At 59.2% G+C, this 24,849-nt stretch carries 21 protein-coding genes; 13 read left to right on the plus strand and 8 right to left on the minus strand.

What is annotated here, in order from left to right; translation table 11 throughout:
* Positions 1 to 9: 9 nt before the first annotated feature.
* Positions 10 to 1,011, minus strand: coding sequence for a KpsF/GutQ family sugar-phosphate isomerase (locus BMX55_RS13085; RefSeq protein ID WP_091458430.1), 1,002 nt, complete (start codon positions 1,009 to 1,011; stop codon positions 10 to 12).
* Positions 1,012 to 1,063: 52 nt separating this feature from the next.
* Between BMX55_RS13085 and BMX55_RS13090 the strand changes: the two genes are divergently transcribed.
* Positions 1,064 to 3,049, plus strand: coding sequence for a monovalent cation:proton antiporter family protein (locus BMX55_RS13090; RefSeq protein ID WP_091458432.1), 1,986 nt, complete (start codon positions 1,064 to 1,066; stop codon positions 3,047 to 3,049).
* A 35-nt stretch (positions 3,050 to 3,084) separates the two neighbouring features.
* Here the strand turns inward: BMX55_RS13090 and BMX55_RS13095 are convergent, their stop codons facing one another.
* The 4 genes from BMX55_RS13095 to BMX55_RS13110 all read right to left on the minus strand — a co-directional run bounded on the left by BMX55_RS13095 (position 3,085) and on the right by BMX55_RS13110 (position 6,675).
* A complete protein-coding gene (locus BMX55_RS13095; RefSeq protein WP_091458434.1) occupies positions 3,085 to 3,969 on the minus strand; it encodes a hypothetical protein in 885 nt (294 codons plus the stop codon).
* Between the two features lie 139 nt (positions 3,970 to 4,108).
* Positions 4,109 to 4,600 (minus strand): Crp/Fnr family transcriptional regulator, encoded by a 492-nt coding sequence (locus tag BMX55_RS13100; protein ID WP_091458436.1) that lies wholly within the window; start codon positions 4,598 to 4,600, stop codon positions 4,109 to 4,111.
* 15 nt (positions 4,601 to 4,615) lie between these two features.
* On the minus strand, positions 4,616 to 5,737 hold the full coding sequence (gene mnmA, locus BMX55_RS13105) for a tRNA 2-thiouridine(34) synthase MnmA (protein WP_091458438.1): 1,122 nt from the start codon (positions 5,735 to 5,737) through the stop codon (positions 4,616 to 4,618).
* A complete protein-coding gene (locus BMX55_RS13110; protein ID WP_091458440.1) occupies positions 5,734 to 6,675 on the minus strand; it encodes a LysR family transcriptional regulator in 942 nt (313 codons plus the stop codon). Before BMX55_RS13110 ends, mnmA begins: the two co-directional genes overlap by 4 nt.
* 179 nt (positions 6,676 to 6,854) lie before the next feature.
* Between BMX55_RS13110 and BMX55_RS13115 the strand changes: the two genes are divergently transcribed.
* The 7 genes from BMX55_RS13115 (at position 6,855) to BMX55_RS13145 (ending at position 14,926) form a co-directional block, all read left to right on the plus strand.
* Complete coding sequence (locus BMX55_RS13115) at positions 6,855 to 7,946, plus strand: 4-oxalomesaconate tautomerase (protein WP_091458442.1); 1,092 nt, start codon at positions 6,855 to 6,857, stop codon at positions 7,944 to 7,946.
* Between the two features lie 38 nt (positions 7,947 to 7,984).
* Entirely contained in the window at positions 7,985 to 8,983 is a 999-nt protein-coding gene (locus tag BMX55_RS13120; protein WP_245751449.1) for a Bug family tripartite tricarboxylate transporter substrate binding protein, read from the plus strand.
* 55 nt (positions 8,984 to 9,038) lie between these two features.
* Positions 9,039 to 10,100: a porin gene (locus tag BMX55_RS13125; RefSeq protein WP_091458444.1), complete on the plus strand. Its 1,062-nt coding sequence runs from the start codon at positions 9,039 to 9,041 to the stop codon at positions 10,098 to 10,100.
* A gap of 72 nt (positions 10,101 to 10,172) precedes the next feature.
* Complete coding sequence (locus BMX55_RS13130) at positions 10,173 to 11,111, plus strand: LysR family transcriptional regulator (protein WP_091458446.1); 939 nt, start codon at positions 10,173 to 10,175, stop codon at positions 11,109 to 11,111.
* Between the two features lie 100 nt (positions 11,112 to 11,211).
* Positions 11,212 to 12,720, plus strand: a complete 1,509-nt coding sequence (gene tcuA, locus BMX55_RS13135) for an FAD-dependent tricarballylate dehydrogenase TcuA (RefSeq protein ID WP_425432072.1) — start codon at positions 11,212 to 11,214, stop codon at positions 12,718 to 12,720.
* Positions 12,707 to 13,891: a tricarballylate utilization 4Fe-4S protein TcuB gene (tcuB, locus tag BMX55_RS13140; protein WP_091458448.1), complete on the plus strand. Its 1,185-nt coding sequence runs from the start codon at positions 12,707 to 12,709 to the stop codon at positions 13,889 to 13,891. The genes tcuA and tcuB overlap by 14 nt, the downstream gene beginning before the upstream one ends.
* 60 nt (positions 13,892 to 13,951) lie before the next feature.
* Positions 13,952 to 14,926, plus strand: a complete 975-nt coding sequence (locus BMX55_RS13145; protein WP_091458450.1) for a Bug family tripartite tricarboxylate transporter substrate binding protein — start codon at positions 13,952 to 13,954, stop codon at positions 14,924 to 14,926.
* Between the two features lie 59 nt (positions 14,927 to 14,985).
* On the opposite strand, the gene BMX55_RS13150 is transcribed toward BMX55_RS13145, so the two are convergent.
* Entirely contained in the window at positions 14,986 to 15,471 is a 486-nt protein-coding gene (locus BMX55_RS13150) for an NUDIX hydrolase (RefSeq protein ID WP_091458484.1), read from the minus strand.
* Between the two features lie 158 nt (positions 15,472 to 15,629).
* On the opposite strand from BMX55_RS13150, the gene BMX55_RS13155 reads away from it, so the two are divergent.
* The 5 genes from BMX55_RS13155 to BMX55_RS13175 all read left to right on the plus strand — a co-directional run bounded on the left by BMX55_RS13155 (position 15,630) and on the right by BMX55_RS13175 (position 23,229).
* A complete protein-coding gene (locus BMX55_RS13155; protein ID WP_091458452.1) occupies positions 15,630 to 16,694 on the plus strand; it encodes a YcjF family protein in 1,065 nt (354 codons plus the stop codon).
* A gap of 130 nt (positions 16,695 to 16,824) precedes the next feature.
* On the plus strand, positions 16,825 to 18,432 hold the full coding sequence (locus BMX55_RS13160) for a methyl-accepting chemotaxis protein (protein ID WP_218144502.1): 1,608 nt from the start codon (positions 16,825 to 16,827) through the stop codon (positions 18,430 to 18,432).
* A 37-nt stretch (positions 18,433 to 18,469) separates the two neighbouring features.
* Entirely contained in the window at positions 18,470 to 19,270 is an 801-nt protein-coding gene (locus BMX55_RS13165) for an ABC transporter substrate-binding protein (RefSeq protein ID WP_091458458.1), read from the plus strand.
* Positions 19,271 to 19,319: 49 nt separating this feature from the next.
* Positions 19,320 to 22,712: an EAL domain-containing protein gene (locus BMX55_RS13170; protein WP_091458460.1), complete on the plus strand. Its 3,393-nt coding sequence runs from the start codon at positions 19,320 to 19,322 to the stop codon at positions 22,710 to 22,712.
* Positions 22,713 to 22,791: 79 nt separating this feature from the next.
* Positions 22,792 to 23,229, plus strand: a complete 438-nt coding sequence (locus BMX55_RS13175; RefSeq protein ID WP_143059680.1) for a bacteriohemerythrin — start codon at positions 22,792 to 22,794, stop codon at positions 23,227 to 23,229.
* On the opposite strand, the gene BMX55_RS13180 is transcribed toward BMX55_RS13175, so the two are convergent.
* Together BMX55_RS13180 and BMX55_RS13185 are read right to left on the minus strand one after the other, a co-directional pair.
* Entirely contained in the window at positions 23,222 to 23,629 is a 408-nt protein-coding gene (locus BMX55_RS13180; RefSeq protein WP_091458462.1) for a bacteriohemerythrin, read from the minus strand. The genes BMX55_RS13175 and BMX55_RS13180 overlap by 8 nt on opposite strands.
* 166 nt (positions 23,630 to 23,795) lie before the next feature.
* Positions 23,796 to 24,161, minus strand: a complete 366-nt coding sequence (locus tag BMX55_RS13185) for a hypothetical protein (RefSeq protein ID WP_091458464.1) — start codon at positions 24,159 to 24,161, stop codon at positions 23,796 to 23,798.
* Positions 24,162 to 24,849: the final 688 nt, after the last annotated feature.

A 24,849-nucleotide genomic window follows, 5' to 3' on the forward strand; every position in this document is an offset into this window, starting at 1 on the left:
GGGCACCTTTCAGATGACTTTGGCGCGCATCAAATCGCCAATATGGACAACGCCCGTCAGGCAGCCCTGCTCGTCTAACACCAGTACGCTGGTAATGCCGTGCGTTTCCATCAATACAGCGGCATCTACCGCCAAGGCATGGGCGGCTATGGTGCGTGGCTGGGGGTGCATCAGCTCGGCGGCGCTGGCGTGGCGCAGATCAGCACCTGCTTCGAGGCGGCGGCGCAAATCGCCATCGGTAAAGATGCCCAGCACGCGGCCATCCGTATCAACGATGGCGGCAGCGCCCAGCCGCTTGGCGCTCATTTCGCGCATCAGGGTGCTAAAGCTGGCCTCAGGGGCTACGCGGGGCACTTCGTCACCGCTGCGCATAACGTCACTGACATGGGTGAGGAGCTTGCGCCCCAAGGCTCCACCGGGGTGTGAGCGGGCAAAATCTTCGGCCCGAAAGCCGCGTGCATCGAGCAAGGCCACCGCCAAGGCGTCGCCCAGTGCCAGTTGCGCCGTGGTGCTGGCGGTGGGGGCTAAGTTGAGCGGACAGGCTTCGCGCTCGACGTGGGTATCGAGCACCAGCGTGGCATGGCGTGCCAGTGTGGATTGTGCTTGGCCGGTCAGGGCCACGATGGGCACCCCCAAGCGCTTGAGCACCGGCAAAATGGCATTGAATTCGGCGCTCTCGCCGCTGTTGGAGATCGCCAGCAGCACATCGTTTGCAGTCACCATGCCCAAATCGCCGTGGCTGGCCTCACCGGGGTGAACAAACAACGCTGGGGTGCCGGTGGAGGCCAAGGTGGCGGCAATTTTGCGCCCAATATGGCCGCTCTTGCCCATGCCCATGACCACGATGCGCCCACGGGTGTGCAGCATCTGCTGTACCGCTTGGGCAAAACGGGCGTCTAGGCGTTGGCCCACAGCGCGCAGTGCTGCGGTCTCGATGTCAAAGGTTTCTTGGCCCAAGCGCAGGGCTTGGTCGGCGTCAAAAGGGCGCGGAGCGCCAGCGGCAGATTGCATGTGCCGATTTTATCGGCCATGCCCTGACATCGTGGCCTAGTAGCATGTGCGTATGTCCTCACTTGCTTTGACTTTGCTTTATCTACTGGCCGCCGTGCTCGGGGTGGTTGCCTGCCGTAGCCTGAAACTGCCGCCCATGCTCGGTTATCTGACCGCCGGTATCTTGATTGGCCCCCATGCGCTGGCTTTGGCGCAAAACTCCGAAAGTGTGCGCCATTTGGGCGAGTTTGGTGTCGTGTTTCTGATGTTCTCCATTGGGCTGGAGTTCAGCTTGCCCAAGCTGCGTGCCATGCAGCGCGACGTATTTGGCCTCGGATTGCTACAGGTGGTGCTGACGATGGCGGCGGTGTGTGGCGGCACACTGCTACTGGCACAGACGCTGGGAGGCGTGTGGGATGTGGGCTGGCAAACGGCGCTGGCGCTGGGGGGCACGCTGGCTATGAGCAGCACGGCCATTGTGGTCAAGTTGATGGCCGAGCGCGCCGAGATTGAAAGCGAGCATGGTCGGCGCATCATGGGCATTTTGCTGTTCCAAGATTTGGCGGTGGTGCCGCTGCTGGTGTTGATTCCGGCCTTGGCTGCCGCGCCAGAGGATTTACTCCCAGCCTTGGGTTGGGCGTCGCTCAAGGCGGTGGTGTTGGTCACGGTGCTGCTCACGGGGGGGCAGGGGCTGATGCGCTGGTGGTTGACACTGGTAGCACGGCGCAAAAGCGATGAGCTGTTCATGCTCAATCTGTTGCTCATTACCTTGGGGCTGGCGTGGCTAACCGAATTGGCTGGCTTGAGCTTGGCTTTGGGAGCTTTTATTGCCGGAGTCTTGGTGTCTGAGACCGAATACCGCCATCAGGTGGGCACCGATATCCGGCCTTTCCATGATGTGCTGCTGGGGTTGTTCTTCATCACCATTGGCATGATGCTTGATTGGCATATCCTGCTAGAGCAATGGGCGTTGGTGCTGGGCCTGCTGGCGGTGCCGTTGCTGCTCAAGCTGGGGCTGATTTTGCTGTTGGCACGGGGTATGGGGGCCACCACGGGGGTGGGTTTGCGCGCCGGGCTGTATCTGGCGCAGGCTGGGGAGTTTGGCTTTGTGCTGTTGGCTTTGATGCAGACGCATGGCCTGTTGCGCCCTGCATTGATGAACCCGATTTTGGCGGCGATGGTGTTGTCGATGCTGGCGACGCCCTTTCTCATCATGTACAGCAACCAAATTGTCATGAAGCTGGTAGCCAGCGATTGGTTGCAGCAATCCATCCAGATGACGCACATTGCCCGCAAGGCCATTGATACCAGCAAGCATGTGATTATTTGCGGCTATGGCCGTTGCGGCCAAAACTTGGCCCGAATGCTGGAGCAAGAGGGCATCCCCTATATGGCGCTGGACTTAGACCCCGACCGGGTGCGCCAAGCGGCAGCAGCGGGCCATTCGGTGGTTTATGGCGATGCCACGCGCTTGCAGGCATTGGTGGCTGCCGGGCTGGTGCGCGCCAGTGCGGTGGCTATCACCTATTTGGATGTGCCTTCGGCGCTGAAGGTGCTGGCTAATACCCGCAGCCATGCGCCACAGGTGCCTGTGGTGGTGCGAACGCAAGATGATTTGCACCTAGACCGCTTGCAAGCGGCGGGCGCAACCGAAATTGTGCCCGAAGCTATTGAAGGCTCGCTGATGCTGGCCAGCCATGCGCTGGCCTTGGTGGGGGTGCCGATGCGCCGTGTGATCCGCTTGGTGCAAGACCAGCGCGAAGCGCGCTACAACCTGCTGCGGGGCTATTTTCATGGGGCCGATGATGACAGGGTGCAAGAGCGCGACCAAGAGCGCTTGTCTACCATCACCTTGCCCCCCGGTGCCAAGACGCTGGGCCAACCCTTAGAGCATCTGGCCTTGCACGCAATGGGAGTGCGGGTGGTTAGTCTGCGCCACAGCAACGGGCGCACTGCTGCGCTGGCTGATGTGTTGGTGCTGGCGGCGGGCGACACGCTAGTGCTGTCGGGCCACCCTTCTGCTTTGCTGGGGGCGCAAGACAAATTGCTGCGTGGTTAAGGGCCAACGCAGGGTTTTAGATGGCGAACAGGCCCTTAGCGCAGCTCGCCGTATTGGGTGCTGCCCAAGTCGGGGCCACGGGCCTCGGTGGGCAGTTCGGTGTCGGCAAAGCCGGTGTCACTGACCGGCTGGCGCAGCGGGCCAGAATGCACAGACACCCCTAGCGGCGCACTACTGGGGGGGCGAGCGGCAGCGGCACTGGCCAAGGCCCGCTTGAACGCGGCCACCTCATCGGCCTCAATCGGGTCAAAGCGCGAACCGTGTGTATGGGCGGGTGCTTGGGCCACAGGCACCACCACAGGTGGCGGCGCTACGGGTACGGGTGCTGGCGCAGGCTGCTCTGGCGCTGCGGCCCCTACAGGCACAGGACGGGGGCGATGGGATACGGGGCGCTCTGTGCCGCTGGCTGATGCGGCTGGGCGGCTGTGTGGTGCTGGCGTCTGCACCGGGCCCGCTGGCGTCACCTTTTGCGGTAGGCCCACGGCCACATGGTCATTGATGCGCCAATAAACGGCGGTGACGGCGATGTCGTAGCGGGTCTTGGCGGTTTGCGCGATCAGAGCTTCAATCTCGCTCAGCCGGGCGGTCTCACCGCCATATTCGCGCGCCAAGTCCATCATGATTAAAAACTGGCGGCCCTTTTGGTCTAGCGACAACACCTTGAATTTGTAACTGGCCGAGAGCACGCCTGCGCGCACCATGGCATCACGCACCACGATATACAGCAGCTCGCGCCGCTCTAGGCGCTCGTTGACCCGGTTGGCAGCATGTTCTGTAGGGGCCGGTTTGAGCAGCGGCTGACCATCGGCTCCCGGTGCCAAGGGCACTGTGGCATCGGCATTGAGCAAGCCCGCCCCGCCGTCGCTTGTGCGCGGCTTTGCCGGGGTAGATTTGCGCGTAAACCAGCTCAACAAGGACATGACATTCTTTCTTCCGCTAGCACCTGTAAAAATTTGAAAGAGTGTACTTGGACTGTCTCAAGGTAATGGTTGTAGATTCTGCGTTATCTCAACACTTAAAGGCCCCACGGCTCCGTTGTGGGGGCACTAGGGCATTTCTTCAGGTGGCGGCCACACGGCGGCGGCGGTTGCTCAGTCGTTTGGATACCACGGCCCCTACAGCCATGCACAGGGCCAGCGCGATGGCTGGTTGGCGGTTAGACAGCTCGGTAAAGCGCAACGCTGGCAAGGCCCACAAGCGGCTAGGAGTGGCCGCTTGCACGGTGGCACTGCGTGGGCGGTGGGAGAAAAACCCTCCCTCCCCCACCACTGCACCCGGCCCCACCACGGCCATGCGCAGGCGCTGCTTTTCATCTTCGTAATGCACGCTGAGGTTGCCACTTTCGACCAAATACAGGGTGCGATCTAGCACCCCCTTGGCAAACAACACCTGACCAGCCTCTAGGGTGTGGGGCTGTAGGTAGGTTGATAAAGTCTCCCACTGCGCTGGCGTGAGGGGGTTGCTTAGGCTGTCGTCGGCATTCGATTCTGCAATGGCACGCACCAGCCCTTGGAGCGTTGGAGGGTTCTGTGGGAGGTAGGTGGCATTCATCGTCAGATTATGGTGTTACCCACCCACTGTAGCAATCACGCCGCCACCCAAACAAACCTCACCGTCGTAGAGCACCGCCGATTGCCCCGGTGTGACTGCCCATTGGGCATCGGTAAAGTCGAGCGCAAAATCTGGCGCACCTGCCAGTGCCAGCGAGCAGGCGGCATCTTGCTGGCGGTAGCGGGTTTTGGCAGCATAAGTACCGGCAGCGGGCGGCTGCCCTGCTGTCCAGCTGGCATCTTGTGCTGTCAGCTGGTGTGACAGTAGCCAAGGGTGGTCGTGGCCTTGCACCACGCGCAGCACGTTGCTATCGAGCTCCTTGCGCGCTACAAACCAAGGTTGGTGCTCGCCGCCGCCGCGCTGTGCTCCTTTTTCTTTGATGCCACCAATGCCCAAGCCTTGGCGCTGGCCCAGTGTGTAAAAGCTCAAGCCGACATGCTGGCCAATTTTGCGCCCGCGCTCGTCCAAAATCGGGCCGGGGGCATGGTGGATGTAGCGGTTTAAAAACTCACGGAATGGCCGTTCGCCAATAAAACAGATGCCCGTAGAGTCCTTCTTTTTGGCATTGGGCAGGCCGATCTCTTGGGCAATGCGGCGCACTTCGGTTTTGTGCAACTCGCCCACCGGAAACAACGTCTTTGCTAACTGCGCTTGGTTGAGCCGGTGCAAAAAGTAACTCTGGTCTTTGCTGGGGTCTAGCCCCTTGAGCAGCTCAAACAAACCCGTGCTGGGGTTTTGGCGTACGCGGGCATAGTGGCCGGTGGCAATTTTTTCTGCGCCCAGCCGCATGGCGTGGTCTAAAAAAGACTTGAACTTGATTTCGGCGTTGCACAGGATGTCTGGATTGGGTGTGCGCCCAGCTTGGTATTCACGCAGAAAATCGGCAAAAACCCGGTCTTTGTACTCCGCTGCAAAATTGACGTGCTCAATCTCAATGCCAATCACATCGGCCACCGCAGCGGCATCGACGAAATCAATGTTTGATGAGCAGTATTCGCTGTCGTCGTCATCTTCCCAATTTTTCATGAAGATTCCGACCACCTCGTGGCCTTGCTGTTTGAGAAGGTAGGCCGTGACGGCAGAGTCCACTCCGCCCGAGAGGCCTACGACAACGCGCTGTTTGGTATGGGCAGTCATTGGCCCGATTGTATTTTTGATACTGCTTGGGTACTGCGCGGGCGCGCAGAACGCGTAGCCATCAGCAGGTCATACAGCTGCTGTGCGGCGGGCGACAGGGTTTTTCCCCGGCGTTTGATGAGTCCCATCTGCCGCGTGACAATGGGCTCTACCAGCGCAATGCTGACCAGCGTCGGGTGGTCTTTGCCTGGCATGGCCAGGCTGGGTACGGCCGCCACACCCAGGCCCGCCTCCACCAGGCCCAGTAGCGTGGTCACGTGTTTGGCCTCGTACAGGCACTGTGGGCGGTCAGGCACGTTGGCCAGCGCCAGATCCATCAGCAGGCGGTTGCCCGACGTTTTGCCCACCGACATGAAGTCGTGCTGGCCCAGCTCGGCCCAGCTCACTTTCTTGCGCCGTGCCAGTACATGGTCGCGTCGGCAGGCTGCCACGAAGCGCTCGGCCAGCACAGGCTTGAACTCGATCTCTGCCTCTTGGCTGCCGATGAAATTGAGACCAAAGTCCGCATCGCCCTGCGCTACAGCGACCAGCACCTCGTTGGCGCTGGTGTCATGCACCTTGACGCGGATCTTGGGAAAACGCTCGTGGTAGCGTTTGACCACCTGCGGCAAGAAGTAATACACGGCTGAGGGCACGCAGGCAATCGTGACTTCGCCCATGCGGCGTGCGGCCACGTCGCCCAGGCCCATCAGCATGCCGTCGAGGTCGTCGAGCCACACGCGGGTCTTGCGCGCAAAGTCGCGGCCCACAGCCGTGAGCGTGACGCGGCGCGTGGTGCGATCGAGCAGGCGCACGCCGAGCGCCTCTTCGAGCTTGTCGATGCGGCGGCTGAAGGCGGGCTGCGACAGATGGATGGACTCGGCTGCCGCACGAAAGCTGTGCAACTCAGCCACAGCGGCAAATGCTTGGATGTCCGAGAGATCAAATTTTTTGTTCATGGGGCATAGGCTTTCAAGATATCCTGCCGTTGCGCAGAACGCATCAAACGATCAGAACATTGCAATTAACGGATGTGATTTCAGCATATAAAAGGCTTTTCGAATATTGCGCAGAATGCATCAATCATTGCCAACAATGCAATTCACAGAATAGACGAAGGGTCGCACCATGCTGACCTATGAGCTACAACCTTCCTTGCGTTCTGATGCGTGGCGGCACCTCCCGGGGGCCGTTCTTTCTGGCCGACTGGCTGCCACAAGACCCTGCGGCACGTGACCGCACCCTGATCGCGGCGCTGGGCTCGCCGCATGAACTACAGATTGACGGCCTGGGAGGTGGAAACTCGCTGACCAGCAAGGTAGCGATCGTTTCCAGGTCGGTGCATGCCGATTGCGACGTGGACTACCTTTTCGCCCAGGTCAGCGTGGAAGAAGCCCGCGTGGACACGCGGCCCAACTGCGGCAATATGCTGGCAGGTGTGGGGCCGTTTGCCATCGAGCAGGGGCTGGTGCCTGCATCGGCCCATGGCAACACCACCACGGTGCGGGTCTACAACGTTAACACCCATTCACGCATTGATGTGCAGGTGTGCACCGCCGGAGGCAGTGTGCACTATGACGGCGATATGCACATCGACGGAGTGCAGGGCACTGCAGCACCGGTGCTGATGAATTTCCTGGATGCCTGGGGTGCAGTCACGGGCCAGATCTTCCCTACGGGGCAACGCATCGACACCATCTACGGCCTACAGGTCACCTGCATTGATGCCGCCCAGGTGATGGTGCTCGTGCGGGCCGAAGACCTTGGCCTGCGCGGCAACGAGAGCCCTGCGGAGCTGGATGCCAACGCCGACCTACTGTCCAGGCTGGAAGCACTGCGGTGCGAAGCCGGTCTGCGCATGGGCATGGGCGATGTGTCCAACAGCGTGCTGCCCAAGCCCGTGATCGTGTCGGTGGGCGATCAACCGGGCAGCGTCGTCTCACGCTATTTCACCCCTCTGCGGTGCCACCGTTCACACGCCGTGACGGGCGCCATTGGCGTGGCTGCCGCCCATGTGCTGCCGGGCACGGTCATTTCCGACGCCATTCAATGCGCGACGGCGGGCACGCACCGCGTGGAGGTGTTGCACCCGGCTGGCCGCATTCATGTGGATGTGCAACTTACCCAAGTGGACGGCCAATTTGAGCTGGTGCAGGCCGCGCTGGTTCGGACGGCGCGAAAGATTCTGGAGGGCACGTTGTTTGTGTCAGAAAACGCATTCACCCACTGATTTCAAGCCCAATACTTTCAATGACAGGAGACAAAAAAATGATGTTCCAACACCTTGTGCCATCGCGCACACGCTGCACACTGCTGGCGGCCGCCGCCCTCGCTGTCGCTGCACAGCTGCTCCCCACATCAGCACACGCGGCGTACCCTGACAAGCCCATTACCCTTGTGGTGCCCACAGCTGCAGGTGGTGGCAACGACGGCATGGCCCGCGTGGTGGCGTTCAAGCTTTCCGCCCTGTTGGGGCAGCAGGTCATCGTGGAGAACAAGGCGGGCGCCAACGGTGCCATTGCGGCGGAGTTCGTTGCCCGCGCAGCGCCTGACGGCTACACGATTCTTTTTGGGTATATCGGCACGCACGGCATGAGCCCGGCGCTGCAAAAGCTGCGCTATGACCCTATCGCGCAGTTCGAGCCCATCGGCATGGTGAGTTACTCGCCCACACTGATGGTGGTGAACCCCAAGGTGCCGGCCAAGACGGTGAGCGAGCTGGTGGCGCTGACCAAGGCCAAGCCCCAAGACTTCAATTACGCCTCAGCTGGCAACGGCACAGCGCCGCACTTCTCTGCCGAAATCTTCAAGCTCGAGAGCGGCGCGCAGATAGCCCATGTGCCCTATCGCGGCGCAGCCCCCGCCATAAACGACACGATGGCCGGGCAGACCCAGATCATGTTCCCCAGCCTGTTCTCGGCCTACCCGCACATCAAGAACGGCAAGCTGCGCGCCTTGGCGCTGGCAGGCCCCAAGCGTTCATCGCTGTTGCCCGATGTGCCCACGCTTGAAGAGGCCGGCGTGAAAGGCGTCGAGATCACGCAGTGGTACGCCCTGTTTGCGACCGGCAAAACGCCTAAGCCCGTGGTCGATCAGCTCAACAAAGTGCTCAACACCGCCCTGGCTGACAAGGAAGTGGCACGGCGCATTGAAGAACAAGGTGCCGTGGTGGATACCAGCACACCTGAGCAATTGGCCCTGACTGTGCGCAAGGAGATCGCCAAGTGGAAGGGCGTGGTGCAGAAGGCCCAGCTCACATCTGATTGAGGCACTGGAAAGCCCTTGCACCCACTTTCAGAAATCAACAAAACACGAGACATCCATGAAAAGAAGAATAGGAGCGCTTTGCGTCACGTTAGCCAGCACCTGCGTGGCAGCGCAAACCAGTAGCGTCACGCTGTACGGCACTGTGGACCTGGGACTGCGGTATGGCAGCGGTCTTACGGCCTCTAATGCACCCGCATCCAAGTCGACAAACAGCATGGACAGTGGCATCCACACGACCAGCCGCTGGGGGCTTCGCGGAAGCGAAGACCTGGGAGGGGCCAAGGTGCTGTTCCAGTTTGAGAGCGGACTGAACGCCAAAACTGGCGCGTCTGTCAGTGCCAGCAAATACTTTGACCGTGCATCTTGGTTGGGTCTGCAAGGCGGCTGGGGCACACTGGCCCTGGGGCGCCAGACCACCACACTGGCCGATGCCATCTCGCCCGTAGACCCGCTGGGCATGCGCTTTGCCAGCTTCAACCCCAGCATCGGCGTGGCCGCGCTCAGCCGACATGGCTTGGGCATCGAATTCGGTAACTCGGGGGCCACGTCGGGCTCGTATCGGCTGGACAACGCGATCAAGTACACGGGGCAATTTGGCGGCTTCACCGCACGAGCCATGTGGGGCATTGGTGAAGTGGATAAACAAACATCGGCACTGTCCTCGCGAGGGGTGGGCCTGGCTTATGCCGCCGGTGGTTTTACGGTCTCTGGCGCGTTCCAGCGCTTCAAGGACGTCAATCAGCGCACGCTGGACGGAACTACTCTGGGCGCTGCCTACCAGTGGGACAAGGTGCGCCTTGCAGCCAATGCTGCGCGCAGCGAGGCCGAAACAGCCGTGGGCAAGCACACGGTGCAGCGCGTGCTCTCGGCAGGTACCACCTGGTCCGTCACGCCCCTGTTCGATCTGACAGCGGCCTACTACAAGATAGACCGCTCCCGCACGGGGGCCACCAACGACGGCTATGGCCGGCTGGTAGCTTTTGCCGAATACAAGCTTTCGCGCCGCACCAAGGTCTATGCCGAGCTAGACAACACCCACTGGCGCAATGGTTTCCAAGGCGCTGCCAACAAGGCCCACGCCACAGGCATATCGGCCGGAGTGGTGCACTCGTTCTGACGAGCTGGCTCTCTGGCAAAGGCGTAGTGGGCAATCGCACAGGCACTGGTGGGACTGTGCGACCATCGCCCTATGGAACTGCGCCAGCTTCGCTACTTCGTCCGCATCGTTGAACTCGGCTCCATGGGCCGTGCGGCGCTGGACTTGAACATGGTGCAGTCGGCCCTGAGCCAGCAGATCAGCCGATTGGAAGGTGAACTGAGCACGCGGCTGCTACAGCGCACCAGCAAGGGCACCGTGCCCACCGAAGCGGGGCTGGCGTTCTTTCGAGAAGCCCAGCTCACCCTGCGCCATGCCGAGCAGGCGGCCCGCGCGGCGCAGCAGGCGCGTCTGTCGGGCACTGTGAGCGTGGGCTTGGCGCCCACCACGGCATCGGTGCTGGGTGTACCACTGATGCGGGCCATGCGCGAACGTTATCCCGACGTGCGGCTGCACATGGTTGAGAGCCTGTCGGGCCACCTCTCTAACATGCTCAACGCGCGTCAGCTGGACCTGGCCGTGCTGTTCGACACCCAGCCCGCGCGCCGCTGGAGTGTGCTGCCCCTGCTGGACGAGCGGCTGTTCCTCATCCGCAGCGCCCATGGCGGTGCCAGCACCTTGCCAGCCACGCTACCCAGGCGGCTGCGTCTGGTGCAACTCCAGGCTGAGCCACTGATCCTGCCCACCGGCCCCCACGGATTGCGCAGCCGCATCGACGCCGCCTTTGCCGCAGCGAAGTTGCTGCCGCATGTCGCGATGGAAATCGATTCACTGGCCATGCTGATGGACGCAGTGAACGCAGGCCTGGGCAGCACCCTGCAACCCTGGGCCGCCGTGGGGCGCTATCCCGACGCCAACGAGCGTTTTGGTCTGGTCGAGCTGTCTGATGCCCCGGCCAGCCGCCCTGCGGCACTGTGCAGCGTGTCGGACGATGAGCTCTCACCCGCTGCCCTGGCCGCGCGCGTGGTGCTGGCGGACTGCGCGCGGACGCTGGTGCAATCGGGCGCCTGGGTGGGCGCTACGCTAGCGTAGGCCCAAACGGCGTCAAGCCATCACGATAAGTGATGGCCCCTTGCACTTTCGGGCCTGCCCACACTGGGGTGAAACTCCTACAGTGTCATCACACCCACTAATGGAAACCACTGTGCCAAATCATCCAACCACCGCAGAACACCCGGCAGTCGATGTGCTCGTCATCGGCGGCGGCAACGCCGCACTGTGCGCAGCGCTGATGGCGCACGAGGCGGGCGCCAGCGTACTGCTGCTGGAATCGGCCCCGCGCGCCTGGCGCGGCGGCAACTCGGCCCACACGCGCAACCTGCGCTGCATGCACGATGCGCCGCAGGACGTGCTGGTCGATACCTACCCTGAGGAAGAGTTTTGGCAGGATCTGCTCAAGGTGACTGGCGGGTTGACCAACGAACACTTGGCGCGCCTAGTGATCCGCGAATCCGCCACCTGCCGACCGTGGATGCGCCGCCACGGCGTGCACTTTCAACCTGCACTGGCGGGCACCTTGCACGTGGCGCGCACCAACGCTTTTTTCATGGGTGGGGGCAAGGCGCTGGTCAACGCCTATTACCGCAGCGCAGAACGCTTGGGCGTGCAGATCCGCTACGAATCGCCAGTGGAGCGCATCGAGATTGAGCAGGGCCGTTTTGTGGCCGCGCACTGCAACGGCCAGCGTATCACCGCCAAAGCCTGTGTGCTGGCGGCGGGCGGCTTTGAATCCAACCGCGAGTGGCTGCGCGAGGCTTGGGGCCAGAACGAGCGCGGTGAGTGGCCGTCTGATAACTTCCTGATCCGTGGCACGGCCTACAACAAGGGCGTGCTGCTCAAACACCTGCTCGATGACCACGGTGCCGACCGTATCGGTGACCCGACGCAGGCACACATGGTGGCCATCGACGCGCGTGCGCCTTTGTTTGACGGCGGTATCTGCACGCGCATCGACTGCGTCTCATTGGGGGTGGTGGTCAACCGTGAGGCCGAGCGCTTTTACGACGAGGGCGAAGACTTTTGGCCCAAGCGCTACGCGATTTGGGGTCGCTTGGTGGCGCAGCAACCGGGGCAGATTGGGTACTCGATCATCGACAGCAAGGCTATTGGCCGCTTCATGCCGCCGGTGTTTCCGGGCGTGAAAGCCGACAGCCTGCCCGAGCTGGCGCAAAAACTCGGCCTGCCGGTGGACACCTTCATGCGCACGCTCAATGCTTACAACGCCGCCTGCCGCATGGGCACCTTTAACCACACAGCGCTGGACAACTGCCATACCGAAGGCGTCACGCCCGCCAAAACGCATTGGGCGCGGCCTATCGATACGGGGCCGTTCTACGGCTATGCGCTCAAGCCCGGCGTCACCTTCACCTACCTGGGCCTGCACACCGACGACACAGCGGCCGTGCGCTTCAACAACGTGCCCAGCCGCAACCTGTTTGTGGCGGGCGAAATGATGGCTGGCAATGTGTTGGGCAAAGGCTACACGGCGGGCGTGGGCATGAGCATTGGCACGGCGTTTGGCCGCATTGCGGGCACCCAAGCCGCTTTGGCATCAAAACAGCCTCAAGATTTTGCAAAGCAATCGCCATTGGCTTTTGAAAAAGAAGCAACCACACCAGGAGTCCAAAATGCAAACGCTTGAAGCCCTGACGCGCGACGCCCAGGCACTAGCCAACGGCGAGATCGTGCTGTCCGCCCCCGAAACCGAGGTGGCCCGCCAGATGCAAATCTGCAACGCTTGTCGCTATTGCGAGGGCTTTTGCGCCGTATTTCCGGCCATGACGCGGCGGCTAGAATTTGGCAAGGCCGACATCCACTTTCTGGCCAATCTGTGCCACAACTGCGGTGCCTGCTTGCACGCCTGCCAGTATGCGCCGCCGCACGAGTTTGCCGTCAACGTGCCCCAGGCCATGGCCCAGGTGCGTGGCCAAACCTATGCCGACTACGCCTGGCCGCCCGCGCTGGGCCAGCTCTACCAGCGCCAGGGGCTTACGCTGTCGCTGGCCTTGGTGGCTGCATTGACGCTGTTTCTGGTGCTGGGCGCTGTGCTGCAAGGCGGCGGCTTGGGTGCGCTGTGGGGCGCTGACCTGGGTGGCAACTTCTACCACCTCTTCCCGCACAACCTGCTAGTGGGCCTGTTTGCGCCGGTGTTTTTGTTTGTGGTGCTGGCGCTGGGCATGGGAGTGCGCCGGTTCTGGAAGAACATTAAGCCCGTGACCAGCGGTGTGGACGTGAGCGCACCTGCCACTGCGGAGGCTGCCGATGCGGTGCTGCGCCTCAAATACCTAGATGGCGGCCACGGCGATGGCTGTCACAACGAAGATGACGCCTACACCCTGTCGCGTCGGCGCTTTCACCACTTCACGTTCTATGGCTTTTTGTTGTGCTTTGCAGCCACCAGCGTGGCCACGCTCTACCACTATCTGTTCGACCAGCCTGCGCCTTACGAACTGCCAAGCCTGCCCAAACTGCTGGGCGTGGCGGGCGGCATGAGCCTGCTGGTGGGCACAGTCGGCCTGTGGTACCTGAGCCTGCGCCGCCACCCACTGCACGGTGATGCCGCGCAAAAGCCCATGGATCGGGGCTTCATTGCCCTGCTGTTTCTTACCAGTGCCAGCGGCTTGGCGTTGTGGCTAGGTCGTGGTACGCCCGCTCTGGCGTTGCTGTTGTGTCTGCATCTGGGTGCGGTGATGGCGTTGTTTGCCACGCTGCCCTACGGCAAGTTTGCCCACGGTATTTTCCGTACCGCCTCACTGTTGCGCTATGCTGTAGAAAAGCGCCAGCCCAACCCTATCGGGCTTAGTGCTGATTGAGTGCTTGCATAATGTACGTTTTTTTTCTTACCACAACATGACAACGAGGAGACTTTTTCCATGAACAAACGCCTGTTGCTTGCCAGCGCGCTGGTCGGATCTAGCTTGCTACTGACTGGTATGGCTAGCGCCCAAGACTTTCCGCCCAAAAAACCAGTCACGCTGGTCGTTGGTTTTCCCGCTGGGGGAGCTTCTGATGCTGCCGCGCGTCTGATCGCGAAGAAGCTGGGTGAGAACATTGGTCAGTCGGTGATAGTAGAGAACAAGGGCGGCGCTGGCGGCAACATTGCCCACCAGTTCGTGGCCAATGCGGCGGCTGACGGTTCGGTGCTACTGTTCGGCTCAGTGGGCCCGCTGACTATTGCTCCACACCTGATGAAACTGCCCTACGATCCATTCAAGGATTTGGCGGCCATCTCGGGTGCGGTGAACTTCCCCAATGTACTGGTGGTACACAAGGGTGCTGGGGTGAAAAACCTGGCTGAATTTATCGCTTTGTCCAAAAATAAGCCTGGCAGCGTGGACTTTGCTTCCACCGGCGCAGGCTCTGCTTCGCACCTAGCGGGTGAACTGTTCAACCAGCGCGCGGGCGTTGACATGACCCATGTGCCCTACAAGGGCGGCGCGCCGGCGCTGCAAGACCTGCTGGGCGGACGCATCACTTCCTATTTTGCTGCGCCGCCCACGGCTATGACGCATATCGATACAGGCAATTTGATTCCGCTGGCCACCACGGGCCTGACACGCCCAGCCTACATGCCCAATATTCCCACGGTGGCTGAATCCGGCTTCCCAGGCTTTGAGGCACTGAACTGGTTCGCCTTCGTGGCTCCAAGCAAAACGCCTGTACCCTTGCTCGAACGCTGGAACAAAGAGATCGTGCAGGTACTCAATGATCCCCGCGTGAAAGAGGCACTGAACAAGCACGGCTTGACACCCCAACCTACCACACGTGCCGAGCTCGTTGCCTTTATGAAAAAGGAGTCGAACAACTGGGCAGCGATCATCAAAGAGCGCAAGATCACAGCAAATTAATAGCGTAGCCAACGCTTTGGGTGCAGGCACGCAATGTTGCCTGCACCCACCCAGTGAAGTTACCTTGCCGCTTGCGCTACGCTGGCATCGGTGTGGATTAGCTCTATAGGGTGGCGCTGGCCTGCCAAGTAGTCTTCAATACACCGCAGCACCAGCGGGCTGCGGTGGCGTTCTGTGCTAGCGCGCAGTTCTTCGAGTGTTAGCCAAACCGGGCCGATGATGCCGTCGTCTAACGGGCGCTCAGGATAGTGTTCTCCTAGAGTGCCACAAAAGGCAAAGCGCAGGTAAGTAATGTCATGCCCGGTACGGGTGCGGGTAAAACGGTTGAGATACACCCCCACCAGCCCGGTTGGCGTGAAGTCGTAGGCCGTCTCTTCCAGCACCTCGCGAGCGCAGGCTGCCACAGGTGATTCTCCGGGGTCTAAATGCCCAGCAGGGTTGTTCAGGCGCAGACCATCGGCGGTGTTTTCCTCGATCAGCATGAATTTCCCGTCGCGCTCAATGATGGCGGCCACGGTGACATTGGGTTTCCAGCGGTTTGGCATGGGCCACATTATCGCTACCGGCTGTGATGCGTTCTTGCGCGGCCTAGCGGAACTGCTACCGAGACCCCGTACTCTGAGCAGACATTCAGAAACCACGCATGGAGCGTCTGCTGCCATGATGTTCACCCTACCCGTTCCACCGCTACAGGAGTTTTGCCATGAATCTCGAACAACAGCGTGCCTTGCTCACCATTGCCCTGTACGCTGCCTTTGCCGATGGGCACAAGGCCGAAACTGAGCGCGAAACCATTCGCCAGATGGCCGAATCTCTCTGTGATGCCCAAGGTGGCTACCCACTCACCTCCTTGTACCAAGATGTGCTATTGCGCCGGGTGTCGGTGGCGGGTGCTGTGCAAGCGTTAAGCGATCCGGCCCATCGCCAGCTAGCCTACGAGATGGCGGTGTGCGTTTGTGATGCCGATGGCAGCCAAAGTGAGCCAGAGCGCCTGTTTTTGGCCGATTTGCGCCGCCAATGTGGTCTGTCTACTGAGGCGGTGCAGGTGTTTGAAGCACAAGCCAATACGGTAGCGGCTTGGGCTGCGTCGGTGCCCGCAGTAGCCCCTGCACCTGCCAGCACCCCTTTGCCCGGAGCAGGCTTGTTTGCACAGTGGGGCGCACCGGCAGCCGCTGCTACCGCTGTGGCTACCACGGCAGCTATGGTTGCAGCCCCCGCACCTGTGCCCGCTACCGCCCAGCCGCCACTAGAGGCCGAGCTGGATAAGAGCATCCTCAACTACGCCATCCTTAATGGCGCGCTAGAGCTATTGCCCCAGTCTTGGGCCTCGATGGCTATTATCCCGTTGCAGATAAAAATGGTTTACGCCATCGGCAAGGCGCATGGCGTGGAGTTAGATACCGGCCATATCAAAGAATTCATTGCCGCCGCTGGGGTCGGCCTCACGTCGCAGTATCTGGAGCAGTTTGGCCGCAAGCTCATTGGTGGCATGTTGGGCAAAGCTCTGGGAAAAACAGCGGGCAAACTCGGTGGCACCGCCACCGGCATGGCCTTCTCGTTTGCCACTACTTACGCCTTGGGGCAACTGGCCAAGCGTTACTACGCCGGTGGGCGCAGCATGAGCACCAGTGTGCTGCGTTCAAGTTACCAAGACCTGCTGGCCCCCGCCAAACAACTGCAAACTCAGTATCTGCCGCAGATGCAGCAAAAAGCCACCACGCTCGATGTTGCCCAAATCATGGCATTGGTCAAGGGCCGGGGGCTTTAAATCGGCAACCTTTGTGCGCTGGATCAGATTTGCTGTGGGTAGAGATCGGGGCAATCTCGTCTGGTAATGCAAAAATGCGAGCTCTCTGTGTCTTTCAATTTTCTGTTTGACCTTTTTGAAGGAAGCTTGTATGTTACCTATGTCCCCGCCACCAAGGCGCAGCCTCTTGATTGGCACCCGTCTGGCGCTCGGATTTGGTCTACTCATTGCCATGATGCTGTGCATGGTGCTGGTCAGTTTGCATTGTCTTACCGATGTGGCTGATGCCAACAGCCAACTGATCGAAGTCGATTGGGTTAAGGCCGATGCAGCCAACACCCTGAGCACTATCGCTTTGGCAAATACCCGGCGCACCATCGAGATCGTGACTGCTCCTGATGCCACCCACCGCGCCAAGATGCGCGCCGAGATTGTGGCCGCCCGCAATACGTTTGTAGAGGCTTTCAAAACCCTGCAAACCTTGGTCGAGTTGCCCGAAGCCAAGGCCCTGCTAGCCGAGGCCGAGCAGGCGCGGAGCCGCTACGTGACCTCGCAGGCCAAGCTCAATGCGCTGGTCGATGCTGGACAGCTAGAAGAAGCCGCGCTAGAGATGAATACTCACACACTGCCTGAGCTCAATACCGTGCAGCAGCGTGTTGATGCACTGGCCAAACTAGAGCAGCGCCAAGTGGTCAAAAGCGGTGCCATTGCCCGTGAGCAAGCTCATGCCGGGCGTGTGTTACTGCTCATAATCGGTGGCTGTGGGTTGTTCAGTGCCATCGTGCTGGCCCTGTGGATTACGCGCTCCATCACCACCCCCCTGCGCAGCGCAGTGGAAGTGGCACGGGCCGTGGCAGCCGGTGATTTAACCAGCCATATTCACGTCCATTCCACCGACGAAACCGGCCAATTGCTGCAAGCCCTGCAAGATATGAACGCCGGTTTGGCCCGTATCGTCACGCAGGTGCGCAGCGGCAGCGACACCATAGCCACCGCCACTGGGCAGATTGCGGCTGGTAACCAAGACCTGTCCTCACGCACCGAAGAGCAAGCCAGCGCTTTGCAGCAAACCGCAGCCTCCATGCAAGAGTTGGCCAACACCGTTAAACAAAACTTTGATAGCGGTAAACATGCCAACGCCCTAGCCGAATCGGCAGCGCAAGTGGCGGTCAGGGGGGGCCATGTGGTGTCTGAAGTGGTACACACCATGGAAGCGATCAATACCTCCTCGCGCAAAATTGCCGACATCATCAGTGTCATTGATGGCATCGCGTTTCAAACCAACATTTTGGCGCTCAACGCAGCGGTAGAAGCGGCGCGTGCTGGTGAGCAGGGGCGCGGTTTTGCGGTAGTCGCCTCTGAGGTGCGCGCCTTGGCTGGGCGCAGTGCCGCCGCAGCCAAAGAAATCAAGGACCTGATTGATGCGTCGGTGGGCAACGTCAGTGCCGGTTGTTCGCTCGTAGAGCAAGCAGGCAGCACGATGGATGAAATTGTCGTCAGCGTGCGTCGAGTGGCTGACATCATGGGGGAAATCGGTACCGCCAGCCAAGACCAGACCGAAGGCATTGAGCAAATCAACCAAGCCATGTTGCAGATGGACCAAGTCACGCAGCAAAATGCAGCTTTGGTTGAAGAGGCTGCCGCTGCTGCCCAAGCACTGGAGCAACAGGCGCACACCCTGGTGCAAACGGCCAGCGTTTTTCGCCTAGGAGATGCACATGGTGCTTCCTCCAGAGCGCTGGTGCTACAAGGCAGCTGAACTTGGTGCTTTTGATTTTTTTGCGTAAATTTGTACCATGAAGCGCTGTTTTTCCTTCACCGCTCTGTGTTTAGCGGGGGTTTTTGCCCTGCACAGCCAAGCTGCCGACGAACCCAGCCGTTTGCAGCGCATTCAGGCCAGCCAAACGTTGCGGGTGTGCATTTGGCCTGACTACTACGGCATCTCATTTCGCAACCCCAAAACGCAACTGCTCTCCGGCATAGATATCGACAATGCGCACGATTTGGCCAAGGCACTGGGTGCCAAGGCCGAGTTTGTTGACAGCTCGTTTGCCACTTTAGTCGAAGATGTGACCCAAGACCGTTGCGACATCGCCATGTTTGCCATCGGCATCACGCCAGCCCGCCAAGAAAAACTGCACTTTACCCAGCCGCACTTGGCCAGCGACATCTACGCCATCACCACCAAAACCAACCGACGCATCCAAGCGTGGGCTGATATTGACAAGCCTGGCACGGTGGTAGTGGTAGCCAAGGGCACACTGCACGAGCCGATCATGAAAGAGCGGCTGCAATGGGCCCAGTTGCGCGTGGTCGATACCCCGGCGGCGCGCGAGCAAGAGGTGCAATCGGGCCGGGCTGACGTGTTTATGACCGACTACCCCTTCAGCCGCCGTATGCTCGACCGCAGCGATTGGGCACGGCTGGTATCACCCAACAGCACTTTTCACATCACACCCTATGCATGGGCCATGCACCCCCACGACAGTCGTTTGCATGTGCGCGTTGAGCAGGTGCTGGCTGATATGAAACGTGATGGTCGTTTGCGCGCCAATGCCCAACGCCACGGACTCGAGCCTATTGTGGTTGCCAAATAAGTAGCAAGCACAGAGTGCCTGCTGTGTTGTTTCCTCAATTTATCTTTTTATGCTGTCTTCTGAGGTCAAACGACGCCATGTTTTGTGGGTGCTCTCAGCGGTAGTTCTTGCAATTGGTTGGTTATCAGCGCTGGGCTTTACGCTTTGGCGCTTGCGTGAAGATGCACTGAGCAACGGCTTGGCGCAAGCTGTCATCCATGCCCGTCACTTTGAAGAGCATCTGACACAAACTATGCAGCTGATTGATTTTGCTGCCGAAAATATCAATCCGCTGTACAAGAACGGCATTGGGCCCAAAGATTTAGGCCCGCGCTTGCGTGAGCTGCTGCGGCCTATGCCCTATCTGCGCTCTATCGCTGTGCTGGATGAGCATGGGCAGGTGCTCGACAGCTCCAACCCGGCCAATATCGGCATGGTGATTGATTTGCAGGGTTTTTACCCGTCGCACAACCCTGAGGCCCCCATTTTGCGCATTGGCAACCCTTGGCAGGGTCGCGATTTTGTGTCGGCCTCCATCGCCACCCAAGCGGCAGCCCTATCGCCCACCGAGCCTCACTTGGTGCCGGTACTGCGCAGGCTGTCGGGCACAGAAAAAACGCAGTGGCTGCTCACGGCCATCAACCCCGATTACTTCATTAACTACGCCAGCAACTTAATGGAGTCTGAGCACGGCTATGTGCAGTGGCTGCGTTACGACGATGTGCTGCTGATGTCGGCCTCTCCCCACGAACGTGCCGGAACCGCAGGTGCTGCTGGTCATTTTGCCCAAGGCATTGCCCGTCACGAACAAGGGGTGCTAGAGCAACAACTGCCCACTGGGCAACAAGTGTTGACCGCTTACCGGGTCTCCAGCCGTTTTCCGATTGTGGTGGCTGCACAGATAGATCGCGATGCCGTTTTAGCCCAATGGGCCACTGAGGCGCGGCGTTTGGCCGGTATTTTTGTGCCTAGTTTGTTGGCATTGGCCGTGGTCGGCTTTGCTGCGTTACGTCGGCAACAACGTCTGGCCCAACAGCAGGCGCAACTAGACGAAGAACGCAGTTTGGCCGCCAGTGTGTTCGAGAGCAGTTCCGATGCCATCATCATCACGACTCCCGACGCCCATATCCTGTCGGTCAATCCCGCCTTTGAGCGCGTGACGGGCTATAGCACTGCCGAAGCATTAAACCTCAATCCACGTTTTATGGCGTCGGGAGTCCAAGACAGCACGTTTTATGCCCAGATGTGGGCCACCTTGCTGCGTTATGGTCATTGGGAAGGAGAGATTTTTAATCGACACAAACAGGGTCACCTTTACACTGTTTTGCTGCGCATCAACGCCGTGAAAGACGCCGCCCACCAGTTGCGCCACTACGTTGGCACCATCACCGACGTTACCCAGAAAAACGCTGCCCAAGAGCAGCTCAAATTGGCGGCCAGCGTCTTTAGCCATGCCCGCGAGGGCATCATGATTACCTCACCGCAAGGCGACATGATTGAGGTCAATGCGGCTTTTTCACGCATTACGGGCTACCGCCGCGATGAAGTGATTGGTAAGAACTCCAACATGCTCAGTTCTGGGCGGCAAGGTGCTGATTTTTATGCCAACATGTGGGCCGAGCTGTCAGACAAAGGGCGCTGGACAGGTGAAATCTGGAACCGGCGCAAAAGTGGTGAGGTCTATGCCGAAATGCTCACCATCAGCGCAGTGTGTGATGTTCACGCCAAGGTGCTGCGCTATGTGGCGCTGTTTTCAGATATCTCACAGCAAAAAGAAAACGAAAAACGTCTAGAGCACATCGCCCACTACGACGCCTTGACAGGCCTGCCCAACCGTGTGCTACTGGCCGACCGCTTGCGCCAAGCGATAGTGCAGGCCGGGCGTTATGCTAAAAAACTAGCAGTGGTGTTTTTGGATTTGGATGGGTTTAAAGCTATCAATGACACCTATGGTCACGCAATGGGCGATAAGCTGCTGATCGAGTTGGCGGTACGTATGCAGCACGCCCTGCGTGATGGTGACACCATTGCCCGTATTGGCGGTGACGAGTTTGTGGCGGTGTTGGCTGGTTTGTCACAGCACGAGGCCGCTGGCGTGGTGCTCGATCGCTTGCTGATCGCCGCAGCCCAGCCCGTGTTGACCGATGGTGTCGCACTACAAGTGTCTGCCAGCGTGGGTGTGGCGTTCTTTCCGCAGTCTGAAGAGGTCGATGCCGATCAACTTTTGCGCCAAGCTGACCAAGCCATGTACCAAGCCAAGGTGACGGGCAAAAACCGCTACCATGTCTTTGATGCCGAGCAAGATCGCCACCTGCGTGGACACCATGAGGGCCTAGAAAACATCCGTCAAGCCCTGCAAAAAGACGAGTTTGCGCTGTATTACCAACCCAAGGTAAACATGCGTACCGGCGAGGTGGTGGGGGCCGAGGCCCTGATTCGCTGGCTGCACCCTGAGCGTGGCGTGCTGGCACCAGCAGCCTTTTTGCCCGCCTTAGAGAGCGATGAGCTTGCGGTGCAAATGGGCGAATGGGTGCTAGAGACAGCCATGGCCCAAATTGAGACATGGAAGGCACAGGGATTAAGCCTTCCGGTCAGTGTCAATATGGACGCACGCCAATTGCAGCAGCCCGATTTTGTCACCCGGCTGCGCCACTTGTTGGCCCTGCATCCCCATATCGGTGCCGGTGACTTAGAGTTAGAGGTGCTAGAAACCAATGCGCTGGACGATATTCCGGGCATCTCGCGCTTGATGGACGCCTGCCACGAGATGGGAGTAGGCTTTGCTTTGGACGACTTTGGCACCGGCTACTCATCCTTGACCTATCTGCGCCGCCTACCGGCCAAACTGCTCAAAATTGACCAAAGTTTCGTTCGTGACATGCTCGATGATCCCGATGACATGGCGATTCTCGAAGGCGTGTTGGGGTTGGCACGGGTATTTCGGCGCCAAGTGATTGCCGAAGGGGTTGAGACCGTGGCGCACGGGGTGATGTTGCTGCGCTTGGGTTGTGAGTGGGGCCAAGGCTACGCCATTGCCAGGCCTATGCCTGCAACCGAGATGCCAAACTGGCTAGCTACATGGCGCCCTGAGCCTTCTTGGCTTCATCTGCCGCACGCCCAGCGCGACGATTTACCACTGTTGTTTGCGATGGTTGAGCACCGCGCATGGGTGACAGGCATCACTAGCTACCTGCGCGGTGAGCGTTCTACCGCGCCCGTGTTAGATTTGCAAAACTGCCGCTTTAGCCACTGGTTGCAACACGAGGGCGGGCGCAAGCGTCATGCGGACAACGCTATGTTGGAAAAAATTGAGCAGTTGCACCAAAAAATCCACGCTCAGGCCGAAGCTTTGGTAGCGCTCAAACACCAAGGCCAGGAAGAAATAGTGCTAGAGCGTCTCCCTGACATTTATGTGCTGCGTGATGCGTTGTTAGAAAAACTCCCCATGCTGCTAGAAGTGTAATGGGTCATGGCGTGCCGTGCCATACCAACCGAATGGCACTTTCGTAGGCCATTCGACACAGATACCCAAGGAGAAAAAAATGGCTTATTTTGTTTGGGCTGATGACATGGTCATCGACAATGGAACCATTGACCAAGACCATCGAAAATTGGTCGATCAAGTCAATGCACTGCACACCGCCACTATCGACGGTCGAGGCAACGAGATTGTGGGGCAGCTGCTAGAGCGGGTCATTGCCGATACCGAAGAGCACCTGCGCCATGAAGAGCACGAAATGGCCTTGGCCCAGTTTCCCGACCTAGAACGGCACAAACACACCCACGTACTGTTTGTGGCCCAACTGCACGAGCTGCAGCGCAAACACCGCGAAGGCAGCATGACAGTAGCCTCTCAGTTATCTACCACCCTGCGCGACTGGCTGTCCTTGCACATTCGTCGCAACGACAGAGAGCTGCGCGTCTTTTTACAAAAAAAGAATCGCGCCACCGCACCTGCAGTGGTGCGCGCACTCAAGTAATGCCGTGGGCTTGCAAAAAAGGCACGTAGGTCTTGTCGGTGCGCATGATGTGTTCCAGCAGCCAGTGCTTTAAAAACTCCATCAGCTCATAAGGCAGGTGCTGCCCGTCCTCAAAATCGGTCAGGGCGCTCATGATGGTGCTGGTAAAGTGGTTGTGCATCGCCTCGTGTTCTAAGAGATCGGGGTAGTTGTGGCGCTCAAACCACTCTTCTTCCATGATGAAGTGGTTCATGGTGTAGTCCATCAGCCCCTCCAGCACATGGCCAATCGCCCCCCGGTCTAGCGTCTCTGCCGTCAGGGCATCGTGCAGCTCATTGATCAAATCCACCAGTACCCGGTGTTGCTCGTCCACCTCCTTGATACCCACAGCAATTGCATCACTCCATGGCATGAATGTCATCTGGTCTCTCCTTTGGTAGGGGCGCGATTGTCAGTACCCAATGCTTAAGCATGGTAAACGCAGAAGCCACCACTCTATCGCGTGGATTAACACCTGTTTTTCATCTGTTGGTAGCTTTTACAGCGTTGTTGTTGGGGTTGGTTGCCCCTGTTACTTTTAGTTCCATTCAGTCTGTGGGCGGCAACTTCTCCCATTCAAGGTTAGCGTCACAACCCGTGCCAGCGGCAATCCAGCGCTGTGCCCGTTGGCTGCACCAGCGCAGCAGCCAAGGGTGATGCCATCCGGTGATTTGTTCTGGGTTTGCCAGCAAGCCGCACAGATAACGCTGTTGGCTATCGCTCCACAGCAGTGCCTTACAGGCACCAGTGCGCCGCCGCGACACCCACATGCCCAGTGGACACGGTGCAGTCAGACAACACAGTCCGCAGCCATTGCATGGTGCTCCCAAGGCTGGTTTGGTGGGAGCCTGCGGGTGCCAAGCCACCACCGCCAGCACCGACGGGCAAGCATGTTGCTTGTCTGAAATGGTCATACCTTCATTGCAAGGCGCTGCTGTTTAGCGCAAAGGTGGAGAGAGCCAATTTGGCATACTTTAATTGGGGAGTCCACATTCCATGATGATGTTCCCCGGTATTCGAGTCCCCGTCCTATTCGCAATAAAGCATCTGGCCGGAGCTTATTTGGTTGTGGTAGCGAGTGTACTGATGGTGCTAGGTCGGCTCTTGTACGAAAACTATCTGCTGCGCACAGGCTGCCAGTGGCGCGCCTTGCCCAGCGGGTTTCCCAGTGACGTGCTGTGCCGATGTGGCACACTCCAAACCAGTCCGTAACTAAGAAAGCATCTTTTTTGCACAACTTTTGCCATAGTGGCAAAAACCGGTGTAGAATTCAAGGCTTCGCTGCTCGGTGATGTTGCTTCTAAATAGAAGTTGTGTTGTTGGGTAGCGGTAAGAATTTCAGATTGTTGGTTGATGTTAAATCCCCCACAGTTTGACAGGAAATAAAAAGTCCTGTTATAATTCAAGGCTTCGCTGATCGTAGCGAGCTAGACAGAAAAAGACTTCGGTTTAATCTGTTGGAACTTTAAAAATATACAGCCGATAAGCGTGGGCGTTTGAATATGCGATTGCCAAGTTCTTTGGAACTAGTGCTTGCACTACAAACGCTCATGAAGAAGTGAAGTTCACTTCAATTTCTGAATGAGTAAAACTCGAAAGAGT

Origin of the sequence: Giesbergeria anulus, from assembly GCF_900111115.1 — a bacterium.
Lineage (GTDB): Bacteria > Pseudomonadota > Gammaproteobacteria > Burkholderiales > Burkholderiaceae_C > Simplicispira > Simplicispira anulus.